Genomic DNA, 12618 nt, shown 5'->3' on the forward strand with positions numbered 1-12618 from the left:
CGCCATGCATGGATGCTCTTTGCGATCCAATCGGCCGGGGTCAGAGCCCTTTCGCGGGCGAAAGGGATCCGACCCCGAAGTCACCGCCGCCGTTCCAGCCACCACAGCAGCGAGGCGCACAGCACGAAGGCCAGCCACCATGGCCAGCGCGAGCCAGCCACCGGCTGCGTGGCCTGTGCATTCGCGGGCGTGCTGCGGGCCAGCGCCTGCGTGGTCGCATCGATCATCGCCTGCCGATGCAGTGCGGGCGCGTCCTTCGGGTCGAATGCATAGCGCCAGACGATACTGTCCCCATGCTGCAGGCGCTGCCAACCTGCGCCACGTGGCCACCAGCCGGCACAACGCAGCGCCGATGTCGCACCATCGACGATCAGCGGTACGCCGTCGCCACGCGGGTTGAAGGCCTGCAGCGGCGCCTGTACGCCACACAGCGCCTGCCGTTCGCCGGCCCAGGCAATCGCTTGTGGTGACCACAGCGCATCACCGCTGCCCTGCGCACGTGCCAGCGTGGCAACCACGCCGCTCCACAGTTCGCCGTGGCGGTCATCGCGGCCCGCCAGCACCCAACGCCAGCTGTCGGTGATGGGCAGCAGGCCGATGCGTCCCTTGCCGGCCGAGCGCCAGCCGCCGACGGCCTTGCCATCAAGACCCTGCAGCAGTGCGTTGCTGCCCGGTGCCTGCAATGCCAGTGCTTCCAGCGAAGGCAGCGCAGCGCTGTGCGAGCTGCGGTCGGCCTCTTCGCCGTAGCCGGTTGGCAGTGTGCCGGCGGCAAGCGGGCCACGGCGCGCGGCAAGGACCGCGGTGTCACCGTCGCCGGGAAGTTCGAGGGTGTGGCTGCTGCCATCGCCCTGCACGGGCAGGCCAAGATCGTGCAGGCGCTGGCGCGCGCTGGCCGAAGGTGCCCCCGCACTGCGTACCAGTACACCCAGACCGTCGCGCAGCGCCTGGCGCACGGCGGCCAGCTGGCCTGCACTCAGGGCCGCCAGGCCGCGTTCGTCCAGCAGTAGCAGGTCGCCGTGCGCCAGCGTTGCAGCATCGAGCGAAACCACGCCATCGCCCACGCTGAGCCCTGCACCGGTATCGGCCTGCACCTGCACGCGCAGGCCCGCGTCAGCGGCCCAGCGCCGCAGGTACTTCAGTTCCGGGCCGGGCGCGCTGGCACGCACCAACAGGCGCAGGGGCGCTGCCGGCACGGTCTGCTGCGGCACCGGTACGGTATCCACCACATGGCCTTCGGTGTCGAGCAGGCGCAGCCGGAATACGCTGCGGCCTTCGGCACGGGCGATGCCAGTGAGCTGGACGCGGCCGTCTTTGGCAACGTCCGCGCGATCGACCACGGTGTCGGCCGGGTCCAGCAGCTCGGCCTTCGCCTTTGCCGCGCCACGCGCCTGCGCTTGTACCTCGAAGCGGCCACCGGGAGCAACGTCGGCCGGTGGCTGCAGCGCGACCCAGCCGCGCGGTGCGGGTGCTGCCTGCCAGCGCACGTCGCCCGGCAACGTCGCGTCGCGATCGCGTGCGACCAGGCCGGCGCCAACGAGGGTGAGCGTGGAGGCGGGGTGTTGGCGCAGCCCGGTGGCCAGGTCGGGGATACGCTGCCCATCAGGTACATCGCCCGCTTCCGGCAACAGCAGCAGCGGACCTTCGCTGGCCGGCGGTGCGCCCACCTTGTCGGCCTCGGCGCCGAGCACGACCAGGCCGGCGGCCGGTCGCTGATGGGGAGGTGGCACCAGGCAGAAATACAGCAGCGTGGCAGCGGCGATCTGCAGCGCGATGACGACCCAGCGGCGGCCTGGGTGCGTTGTGCTTCCACGCAACTGGCGCACGCTGGCGATGACCACGACCAGGGCGAGCAGCAGCGCAATCCACAGGCTCGAACCGGAGGCGTTCATGGCTGCGCCTCCAGCGCGTCGAGATACCGTTGCCCCATCGCATCGGCTGCACTGCGCCGCATTACCTGCGGCAACGGACGCTGCAGGGCACGCCACAGCTGCGCACGCAGGCGCTGGCGGCAGTCGCGGCAGCCGGGCTCGATGCGCAGCTGTTCGATGGCGGCAGCCAGGTCCAGTGCATCGGGCAGGTAGGTAGCGTTGCGTTGCTGCCAGGTCGCGAGCGCATCGAGATCGGGTGTGCCGATGTCATCGCCGAGACGCTGCCAGGCTTCGACAATGGCCGGGTCCGGCGGCGTGCGTGCGGCCAGCGGCAGTTCACGGCTGGACAGCCCGGCGCGATCACCACCCAGCCGGCGGCCTTCATCGATGGGGGGCAGCTCCGGCCCGACCCGGGCCAGGTAGATGCGCTCGGCCTGCTGCACCTGCTTGATGAAGCCCAGCGCCTTGTAGGCGAATGGCAGCGCCTGCTCCGGCCGGCCCTGGCGCAGCTCGCCTTCAGCCGACCACATCTGGTCCAGCGCGGCCTTCAGCGTGGCACGGGTCTGCGGGTCGAGCAGGGTCGCCGCCTCGGCGTGGTCGTGGGTGTGTCCGTACTCGGAAAGCACGTCGGTCGCGCTGCCGAACACCGGCGGGGTATCTGCGTTGGCTGTACCGCCATGGTCATGGCCATGGTCGTCGTGCGCATCGGCCTGCGCGCCATGGTCGTGCTCGTGATCGTCGTCGTGGCCATCTGCGGTCGGCGTATCGCTGGTGGGCAGGTCGCTGGTCGGCGGCGGCTTCGGTGCGCCTTCGCTTTCCTCGCCCAGGAACTGGCCGTAGCGCAGGCGCAGGATGCGCTGGTCGACACCGATCGCATCGCTGCGCTTGATGAAGTCATCGGCGGCGAGACCGCGCCGCTGCCGGATCAAGGCCTCGGCATCGATGATGATCTGTCGCTGGCTGCGGAAGTAGGCCGGCAGTGTCTTCCTGATACGGCCTTCCAGCTCGGCACCCAGCGCAACCTCGGCACTGGGCAGGCGCAGGATCACACTGCTGCTACGTCCCGCCTGTGGTATGGGCGCGTGGTTGTCGCGCACTTCCAGCTGGGCGATCACATCGTTGCCAGGCTGCGCACCCAGCGCGGCGAGGTCGAGCGTATGCGCGAAGCGTCGTGCGGTCGGCGCGCCACTGCCGGTGAGGCTGACGCTGCGACGGACGAAGGTGATGTTCTCACCGCTGCCCTGGGTGGTCGTGATCGACAGCGTTGCCTGTGCAGCCACGCCGTAGTCGTCGCCGGCCTCGAAGCGCAGCGACCATTGGCGCTGTCCGGGCGAGGCCAGCACCAGGCTGGCCGCCGGTTCCAGCACGCGCACGGAGGGTGCACGGTCGGCTACCACGTCCAGCCGATGCAGGCGGGCCTCGGCCAATGCCGGTTCGCTCACCACGCGATACAGCACCGGCGCGCGTGCCACGTCCTGCGCCTGCCATTGGCCGTCCTGTTCGTTCAGCGGCAGGCGTCGGCCATCGTGGAACTGCAGCCACGCCTTGTCCGGTGCACGGTCGAAGCGCAACGACCACGACAGGCGGCTGTCGGCGGCAACCTTGGCATCCAGCGCATTCTGGGTGAGCGTGGCCTGTCCGGTATAGGCCGGTGCGTCGATGCGCAGGCGGGTGGACTTCAGGTGCAGTGGGCCCGCGGGCGGGGTGCCGCCGTGCGACGTGGGTGCAGCGGTGGCGGGGCCGCTGTTCGAGCGCGGCCAGCCGAATGCCAGCAGTGCGATGGTCAGGCCCGCAATCAAGCACAGGGCCAGCGCCGCACGCGGCCAGCGCGGTCGCAGCTCCGGCATGCGGCGCTCCAGCGTGTCCAGCACGTGCGTGCGTTGGCGCTGCTGCAGCGGATTGAGCGTGGCGGTCTCGGCGAACAGCAGGTCCGCGCTGTCCTCGCTGGCGCCGCTTGCATCAAGTTGCCGCTGCAGCCACCGACGGTCGAGCTGCCGGGCACGCGCCGTCGCAACGGCGGCGCAGGCGAGCACGACGAGCGTCCCGACCACGCAGGCCAGATCGAAGCCGGACAGGCGCAGCGCCAGCGCGGTGGCGGCCAGCGCCAACGGCAGGCCAAGCAGCAGGGTGATCAGGGCGCGTCGGCGTCGCGCGCGCTGCCAGGCACGTTGCAACGCGTTCATGCTGCCACCCTGCGCCGGGCGCTGCTGGCCATCCAGCGTTCAACGGCGAACAGCAGCACGACGGCCAGCAACAGCCATGCGGTCGGCTCACGCAGCGGCGGCGTTGCGGCCGGCAGAGCGGTCTGGCGGGGCGCGTGGTCTGTTGCATCCCCCACGCGTGGGGGCGATGGCGGTTGCAGTGCCAGAAGCAGCGAGCGTGGCAGCTGCGCGTCGCGCAACGCGGCATGGGTGGTGATGTCCCAGTCACCGGGCAGTGACAGCAAGCGTCCGTGACCGACGCGCTGCTGCCAGAGCAGCGGCGCGCCATCGGCGCTGCGCAGCAGCACACTGGCCTCGGTGGCAGGTTTCGCAGCGCTCAGTACGCTGCCGCCGTCGCGCAGCCACGCCTGCCAGTGCGGCGGCAGTGCGTCGCTGCGGCTCCAGACACCGATCTCGCCGCGTTCGGGCAAGGCATCGGCCGTCAACGGTGCCGAGGGTGCCTGCACGCCCCAGGCCCGCTGCAGTGCACCGATCCAGCGCTGCACCCCGGCGGGCGCGTTGGCGTGCACGCGCAGCCGTGGCGGCGTCGTGGCGGCCTGTGTGGCTGTGGCCGCCACGGCATGCGGGCGCCACTGCACATCGCGCGACAGCTGCAGGCGTGCGCCGTCCAGGCCGGGCAGCGGATCGGGCATGTGCACGGTCAGCGCGGTACCGGCCGGCAGCTGGGCATCCAGTTCGCGCAGCAGGCTGGGCAGGGAGGCATTGGAGGCCAGCGGTGACTGGTCGATGGAGGGGAAGCCGGTTGCCAGCCAATGCCAGTTGCCATCGTTGACGGTGCCACGCAGTGCGGCGGCATCCAGTCCTGGGGCCACCACGGTCCACGCAGCGGGGACCGGCGCAGGGCCCGTCAGCGCCGGGCGCGCCAGCAGCAGCGCCAGCGCGGCCAACAGCAGCAGGCGCACCAGCAGCAGCGGCCAGTCATCGAAGCGGATGCGCTGGCGCGGTCGGATCTGCGCGCGCAGCCAGCGCAGCGCGGCGAAATCCAGCGGCGTGTACGGATGGCGGCGGGCGAGGTGGATCAACAACGGCAGCAGCCATGCGGCGAGCGCGGCCAGGCCCAGCGGGAACAACAGGTTCATGCGCCGCCCCCACGGCCGAACAGCGCCTGCAGCGGCTGGTCCAGTGGCTGGTCGAGCCAACCGCTGGCGCTGGCGATGCCACTGGCCTGCAGGCGCGCCTGCAGCGCGCTGCGTGCATCGGCGAAGCGCTGCAGGTAGTCGGTGCGGATCGCCACGCCATCGCCCAGCAGTTCTTCGCCGGTCTCCGGGTCGCGGAAGCGGTGGCCGGCGTCGAAGGGGAAATCGCGTTCGTCAGCGGTCAGGATCTGCAGCAGTGCCACTTCGCGGCGGGCGCTGGCCAGTTGTTCCAGCAGCACGATGCCGGCCTCATCGAAGCCATCACCGATCGCCAGCAGCAGGTCGCCTGGACGCACCCGTTCCCATAGCGGGCGCAGGCGATCAGGTGCAGGCCAGCCGCCGCGTGCCTGCAGCGCCTGCAACTGCAGATACACACGGTCGCGCTGGCGCGCGTCGTTCGCCGCGGGTACCAGTTGCAGGCCATCGCCATTGATCGCCAGCAGGCCGAAGCGATCACCCTGTTGCAGGGCCAGTTCAACCAGGCATGCGGCCACGCCACGCATGTGGTCCAGTCGCGTGCGCTGCGGTGCCGCGCGATCAGCCTGGCCGGCCGAGGCGGTGGCATCAAGCAGCAGCCAGACCGTTATCGGGCTTTCGCGTTCGGACTCGCGCACGAAGAAGCGGTCCGAGCGCGCATACAGCTTCCAGTCGATCTGGCGCAGTTCGTCACCCGGTTCGTACGCACGGTACTGGGCGAATTCCAGGCCGGCACCGCGGCTGCGGCTGGCGTGCTGGCCGATGCCGCTTGCCCCGCTGGCCAGGCGCGGCCGCAACCGCAGCAGACGCAGGCGCGCACGCAGTTCCGGCGGCAGGGTCAACGGCGTACCTGCGTTCACGCGTGGCTCAACCCGGGAACGGCACAGCCTGCAGCAGCGCGGCGACCACGTCGTCGGCACGCTTCTGCTCGGCCTCGGCGGCGAACGACAGCAGCAGGCGATGGCGCATCACCGGCGCGGCCAGTGCCTGCACATCCTCGCGGGTGGCGGCGAAGCGGCCCTGCAGCAATGCGCGTGCCTTCGCTGCCAGCACCAGCGACTGGCCGGCACGCGGGCCGGCGCCCCACTTCACCCACTGGTTGATCGCAGCCGGAGCGCCTTCGCCAGGCCGGCTGGCGCGTACCAGGCGGGTGATCCAGGCCAGCACATCGGGGCTGACATGCACCTGGCGCACCGCGGCCTGCAGTGCGATCACCGCCTCGGCATCCATCACCTTCGGCACCGTGTCGGTGGCGCCGCCGGTGGTCTGCTCCAGGATCTTCCGTTCCTCGTCCTCGCTGGGGTAATCCACCAGCACGTGCAGCAGGAAGCGGTCCAGCTGCGCTTCCGGCAGCGGGTAGGTGCCGGCCTGCTCGATCGGGTTCTGCGTGGCCAGCACGAAGAACGGCGCCGGTAGCGCATAGGTGGTGCCGGCGTAGCTGACCGTGCGTTCCTGCATGGCTTCCAGCAGCGCCGCCTGGGTCTTGGGTGGGGTGCGGTTGAGTTCGTCGGCGAGCAGCAGATTCGTGAAGATCGGGCCCTGCTGGAAGCGGAAATGGCGATGACCGGTGCCGTGGTCTTCCTCCAGCAGCTCGGTGCCGAGGATGTCGCTGGGCATCAGGTCGGGGGTGAACTGCACGCGCCGGAACTGCAGTTCCAGGGCCTGGCCGAGCGAGCGCACGAGCAGCGTCTTGCCCAACCCGGGCGCACCTTCCAGCAGGCAGTGGCCGCCGGCCAGCAGGCCGATCAGCAGCTGCTCGACCACGGTGTTCTGGCCCACCACCGCGCGTGCGAGCGCAGCGCGCAGATCGTGCAGGCGCGGCAGCAGGGAATCGAGGTCGGGGGCGGTCATGGGCGTGCAGGTCCTATCAGTTGTTCAACGCGTACATCACGATGTTGACGCCGAAGCGGGTGTTGTCTTCGGCCAGGAAACGCTTGTTGCGCCAGTCGTAGTCCCACTCGCAGCCATAGTCCTTGTTGCTGTAGAGCAGGCCCAGGCGGCCATCGACCTCGATGCCCTTCAGGTAGTCGTGCACGAGGTCATCGCCCCAGCCGTTGAGCTCGAAGCTGGTCGCAGGCGGGCCGTCGGGGAATCGGAAGAAGCTGCGGTACAGCGCGTGGCTGTTGGGCAGTTTCTGCAATGCCCTGGGCCCGAACAGGCGGCCCATCTGCGCTTCGAACGAGGTGGCGAACAACCCGTCGATGTCATGGTTGCAGTCATCGACGAAGACGAAGCCGCCGTTGCGCACGTAGCGCACGAAGTTCTGCCGCTCCGCGGCGTTGAACTCGACCAGCGTGTGCCCGGCCAGGTAGCAGAACGGCGCTTCCAGCATGCGCGGGTCGGCCAGGGCCACCACGTGTTCCTGCGGGTCCACCCGCAGCGAGGTGTAGTCGATCAGCGAGGTGATCAGGTTGGACGGCATGCGTGCGTCCACGTCCCAGTCGCCGGAGTCGTACTGCAGCCGGGTGAACCAGAAGTCGTAGCGTGAACTGCGCGGGCCTGCCTGTGCCCAGGCCGGCAGCGCCGCCGCCGAAGCGGCAGCGGCCAACCAGCGCAGGCAGGCCCGGCGATCCATCAGACGGCGTCGGACAGCGAGGTGAAGGTGAAATCGCGCAGCTTCATCGGCGGGATCATCATCACGTAGCTGGATTCATCACCGGCCACGCGCACCGGCTTGCCCAGTTCTTCGATGTTGTTGAGCATGATCACCGGCGATTCGTTGAAGCGGAAGTTCTTCACCGGGTGCTTGATCTGGCCATTCTCGATGTAGAAGGTGCCGTCACGGGTCAGGCCGGTCAGCAGCACGGTCTGCGGATCAACCATGCGGATGTACCAGGTGCGGGTGACCAGGATGCCCTTCTGGGTGCCGCGCACCAGCTCGGCGGTGCTCTTGTCGCCACCGCTCATCAGCAGGTTGCCCGGCGACGCCTTGGCGGTCTTGCCCTGCTTCTGTGCCCAGAAACGCGAGTAGTCCAGGTTGGCGATCTTGCCGTTTTCGATGATGGCCATGCGCTCGCGCGGCAGGCCCTCGTTGTCCCACGGCAGTACAGGCGCATCCGGGTGCCACGGGTCGGCGAACATGGTCACGCGCGGGTCGTAGACCTGCTCGCCCAGCTTGTTGCCGCCGCCCTTCTTGGACAGGAAGCTGCGGCCCTCATCGGCCGAGCGTGCACTGAAGAAGTTCATCATGAAGCTGATCAGGCCGGCGGCCGCGGCCGGCTCCAGGATGACCGTGTACTTGCCCGGCTCCAACGCCTTGGCCTCGGCCGATTCAGTGGCCTTGCGCATGGCGATGCGGATGTCCTGGTCGGCCTTGAAGTCCGCCGCATCCTTCAGGTTGCGGCCGACCCAGCCCGAACCACGGCCATCTTCGGTACGCACGGTGCAGGTGTAATCGAAGTTGGTGGTGCGCTGGTAGGCGAAGTTGCCGTTGCTGTTGGCGGTGGCCTGGAAGCCCTGGCCGTCTTCGAGGAAGCCGGCGGCGATCAGGCCGTGGCCACGGCACGGCGCGATTGAATCGGCGGCAACCTTGGCACGGAAGGCCGGATCGATCGCGGCCGTGGATTCGCTGAAGGTCGGGCTGGCGCGGTAGCTCTGCTTGCCGATGGCCGGCATGAACTCCGGGTTCTCCGGGGCCAGGCGGGCCAGGTCTTCGGCGCGGCGTACCACGCGTTCCAGCGCGGCATCGTCGAACTCGTTGATCGAGGCGGTGCCGACGCGCTTGCCGAAGGCGACGGTGACCGCCAGTTCGGTGTTATCGACAATCCCGCTGGTGGACACGTTGTTCAGTGCGAAACGGATGTTGCCGCTGATCGCGCCGGCCAGCACGGCGGTGCACTCGTCGGCCTTGGACAGGGCAATGACCTTGTCGAGGATGGCCTTGGCCTGGGCTTCGGTGAAGATACTCATGGTGTAAGGGCTCCTGACCGGTCAGCCGAGGCTGCGTGCGGTGTTGATGACGTTGATGCCGTTGAAGCGCGCGGTCGACGAGCCGTGCGAGACCGCCGAGACCTGGCCCGGCTGGCCCTTGCCGTCGAAGAACGAACCGCCCAGGCGGTAGTCGCGCTCGTCGGCCACGGCGGTGCAGGCATTCCAGAACTCCGGCGTGCGGATCTGGTAGGCCACGTCTTCCAGCATGCGGGTGATCTGGCCATTCTTGATCTCGTAGAACAGCTGGCCGCCGAACTGCGCGTTGTAGCGCTGCTGGTCGATCGAGAACGAACCGTCACCGATGATGTAGATGCCGTTCTCCACGTCCTTGATCAGGTCGGGCACGCTCAGCGGCTTATTGCCTGGCGCCATCGACACGTTGGCCATGCGCTGGAACTGCACGCTGGACCACGAGTCGGCATAGCAGCAGCCGTCGGACTCGGTCTTGCCGAGGATGTGGGCCTGGTCGCGGATGGTCTGGTAGTCCACCAGCTTGCCATTGCTGATCAGGTCCCACCGCTTGCACTTCACGCCTTCGTCGTCGTACGCCACCGCGCCGAGGCTGCCCGGCTGGGTCTTGTCGGCAAAGATGTTGACCAGCTCGCTGCCGTACTGGAAATGCTGTTCGCGCTTGTCCAGGGTGGCGAAGCTGGTGCCGGCATAGTTGGCTTCGTAGCCGAGCACGCGGTCCAGTTCCAGCGGGTGGCCGATCGACTCGTGGATGGTCAGCCAGGTGTGCGACGGGTCCAGCACCAGGTCGTACTTGCCCGGCTTCACCGACGGCGCCTTCAGTTTCTCCTGCGCCTGCTTTGCGGCGGCGATGGCGTCTTCCTTCATGTCGTAGGAGGAGCTGTAGTTGACCACGCCATTGGGGCCTACCACCTTGCCGGCGGTGGCGCCATCCAGGTACTCGTATCCCAGGCCCATCGGCGAGGACAGGCCCGAACGGGTACGGAACTTGCCGCTGGACTTGTCGATGGCGGTGACCGTCATCGGCGCCCAGATGCGGTGCACGTCCTGGTCGATGTAGGAGCCGTCGGTGGAGGCGAAGTACTTCTGCTCGTTGACCAGGAACAGCATCGAGTTGACGAAGCTGGCACCGGCACCCATCGCCGCAGCGTTGACGTCCAGCAGCAGGCCGACCTTGTCCTTGATCGGTACCTCCATCGCGTTCTTGCGGATCGGCGTGCGCCAGCTCACCTCGCCCACGCCTGGTGCCTTGGCCAGCTGTACCGGCGCGGTCTGCACGCCGGCGTTGGCCTTGGCGATGGCCGCCGCCTGCTGCGCGGCCTTGGCCACGTCGGCGGTGCCCAGCGCATTGGTGGCGGCAAAGCCCCACGCACCGTTGACGATCACGCGGATGCCCACACCGGTGGACTCGGTGTTCACCACGTTCTGCACCTTGTCTTCGCGGGTGATCACGAACTGCCGCAGGTAGCGGCCGATGCGCACGTCGCAGTAGGTGGCGCCAGCGCTGCGTGCGGCCTGCAGGGCGGCGTCGGCCAGGCGCTTCTTCAGCGCCGGGTCGAGAGTGGACTGCAGCTGCTCGGCGGCGATCACCTTGCCGAAGAAGGAGGGCACGATCAGCCCGCCCGCGGTAAGCCCGGTCAGGGCCAGGAAGTCACGTCTTTGCAAGGCTGCTCTCCATGTCGAAGGATGGGTGGCTCAAGCGCCGAGACTGCGCGCGGTGTTGATGATGTTGATGCCGTTGAAACGGGTGGTGGACGAACCGTGCGAGACCGCCGAGACCTGGCCGGGCTGGCCCTTGCCGTCGAAGAACGAACCGCCCAGGCGGAAGTCACGCTCATCGCAGATCGCGGTGCAGGCATTCCAGAATTCCGGCGTGCGGATCTGGTAGGCCGCATCCTCGACCATGCCGGCGATCTTTCCGTCCTTGATCTGGTAGTACAGCTGGCCACCGAACTGCGCGTTGTAGCGCTGCTGGTCGATCGAATACGAACCGCGGCCGTGGATCCAGATGCCGTTCTCCACGTCCTTGATCATGTCCTCGACGCTGAGCGGCTGCTTGCCCGGCGCCAGCGAGACATTGGCCATGCGCTGGAACTGCACGCTGGACCAGGAATCGGCGTAACTGCAGCCATGCGATGCATCGCGCCCGAGGATATGGGCTTCATCGCGGGTGGCCTGGTAGTCGACCAGGATGCCGTCGCGCACCAGGTCCCAGCGCTGGGTCTTCACCCCTTCGTCGTCGTAGCCGACCGCGCCGAGGCTGCCGGGCTGTGTCTTGTCGGCGAAGAAGGTGACGATATCGCTGCCCCAGCGGAAGCCGGCATCGCGCTTGTCCAGCGTGGCGAAGCTGGTGCCGGCGTAGTTGGCCTCGTAGCCGAGCACGCGGTCCAGTTCCAGCGGGTGGCCAACGTTCTCGTGGATGGTCAGGAACAGGTTGGATGGGTCCAGCACCAGGTCGTACTTGCCGGGCTTCACCGACGGCGCCTTCAGTTTCTCTCGCGCGTGGCGGGCGGCCGCAATGGCGTCCTCGACCGGGTCGTAGGAGTCGCGGTAAGCAGTGATGCCGCCCGGCAACTGCACCTTGCCGCGCGCATCGCCATCAAGGAATTCGTAGCCCATGCCCATTGGCGAAGACAGGCCGGCGCGGGTACGGAACCTGCCGCTGGCCTTGTCGATGGCGGTGGCGGTGAACGGCAGCCAGATGCGGTGGATATCCTGGTCGATGAACGAGCCGTCGCTGGAGGCGAAGTACTTCTGTTCGTTGACCAGGAACAGGGTGGAATTGATGTAGTCGGCACCCGCATTCAGCGCGGCGGCATTGAGTGCCAGCAGCAGCTCGACCTTGTCCTGGATCGGCACCGCCATCGCGTTGCGGCGCACCGGCGTCTGCCAGCGCACCTCTCCGACCGAGGGCGTCGGCGCCAGCTGCACCGGCCGGGTCTGGATGGTGGCGTTGGCACGGGCGATCGCCGCAGCCTGCTCGACCGCAGCGCGCACGGCGGCCTCGGTCTGCTGATGGGTTGCAGCGAAGCCCCAGGCACCGTTGACGATCACCCGCACACCCACGCCGGACGATTCGCGGTTGGTCACATTGCCGACCTGATGCTCGCGGGTGATGACCGACTGGTTGAGGTAGCGCCCGATGCGCACATCGCAGTAGCTGGCCTTGGCGGTGCGTGCGGCTGCCAGCGCGAGCTCGGCCAGACGCCGGCGCTGGGCGGTATCGACCGGCGCCAACAGCTGCTCGGCGGCGATGGCACGGGAATGCGGCAGCAGCAGGCCCGCCAGGCCCAGACCGGAAAAAGCCAGGAACTCACGTCGTTGCACAGCGTTTCTCTCTCTCGCTTGCGTGCGGTTGGCAACAGGCCGCACCGATCACGTCAACTCCTCGACTTTCGCCAGCACGGCGCGCGGGGACAAGTGACTGCAGTCATGGTTGGGGAGGGTTTCGGCAGGGCTGCGCCCTGCACCTGCTCAATGCAACGGCCGAAGCCGAAGCCGAAGCGGCATTCCGTG

Annotated in this window: 9 protein-coding genes; all 9 read right to left on the reverse strand. The window is 68.4% G+C overall.

Annotated features, from left to right (window positions below; all coding sequences use genetic code 11):
* Window positions 1-80: 80 nt before the first annotated feature.
* The 9 genes from V3B41_RS09295 to V3B41_RS09335 are packed head-to-tail and all read right to left on the reverse strand — an operon-like array spanning window position 81 to window position 12429.
* On the reverse strand, window positions 81-1889 hold the full coding sequence (locus V3B41_RS09295) for a hypothetical protein (RefSeq protein ID WP_329860807.1): 1809 nt from the start codon (window positions 1887-1889) through the stop codon (window positions 81-83).
* Window positions 1886-4051, reverse strand: a complete 2166-nt coding sequence (locus V3B41_RS09300) for a hypothetical protein (protein WP_329860809.1) — start codon at window positions 4049-4051, stop codon at window positions 1886-1888. Before V3B41_RS09300 ends, V3B41_RS09295 begins: the two co-directional genes overlap by 4 nt.
* Window positions 4048-5169 (reverse strand): BatA domain-containing protein, encoded by a 1122-nt coding sequence (locus tag V3B41_RS09305; protein ID WP_197620646.1) that lies wholly within the window; start codon window positions 5167-5169, stop codon window positions 4048-4050. Before V3B41_RS09305 ends, V3B41_RS09300 begins: the two co-directional genes overlap by 4 nt.
* A complete protein-coding gene (locus V3B41_RS09310; RefSeq protein ID WP_197620644.1) occupies window positions 5166-6062 on the reverse strand; it encodes a DUF58 domain-containing protein in 897 nt (298 codons plus the stop codon). Before V3B41_RS09310 ends, V3B41_RS09305 begins: the two co-directional genes overlap by 4 nt.
* 7 nt (window positions 6063-6069) lie before the next feature.
* The gene (locus V3B41_RS09315; protein WP_049430858.1) at window positions 6070-7053 is read right to left on the reverse strand and encodes a MoxR family ATPase; all 984 of its coding nucleotides are present in this window, start codon (window positions 7051-7053) and stop codon (window positions 6070-6072) included.
* 16 nt (window positions 7054-7069) lie between these two features.
* Window positions 7070-7777: a DUF4159 domain-containing protein gene (locus V3B41_RS09320; RefSeq protein ID WP_049430856.1), complete on the reverse strand. Its 708-nt coding sequence runs from the start codon at window positions 7775-7777 to the stop codon at window positions 7070-7072.
* Window positions 7777-9111: a TldD/PmbA family protein gene (locus V3B41_RS09325; RefSeq protein ID WP_049430853.1), complete on the reverse strand. Its 1335-nt coding sequence runs from the start codon at window positions 9109-9111 to the stop codon at window positions 7777-7779. The genes V3B41_RS09320 and V3B41_RS09325 overlap by 1 nt, the downstream gene beginning before the upstream one ends.
* A 21-nt stretch (window positions 9112-9132) precedes the next feature.
* The gene (locus tag V3B41_RS09330) at window positions 9133-10767 is read right to left on the reverse strand and encodes a TldD/PmbA family protein (RefSeq protein ID WP_295548042.1); all 1635 of its coding nucleotides are present in this window, start codon (window positions 10765-10767) and stop codon (window positions 9133-9135) included.
* 30 nt (window positions 10768-10797) lie between these two features.
* Window positions 10798-12429 (reverse strand): TldD/PmbA family protein, encoded by a 1632-nt coding sequence (locus V3B41_RS09335; RefSeq protein ID WP_049430849.1) that lies wholly within the window; start codon window positions 12427-12429, stop codon window positions 10798-10800.
* Between the last annotated feature and the right edge of the window lie 189 nt (window positions 12430-12618).

The sequence above is a fragment of the Stenotrophomonas sp. SMYL89 genome (assembly GCF_036319985.1).
In the GTDB taxonomy this organism is placed as follows: Bacteria; Pseudomonadota; Gammaproteobacteria; order Xanthomonadales; family Xanthomonadaceae; genus Stenotrophomonas; species Stenotrophomonas maltophilia_Q.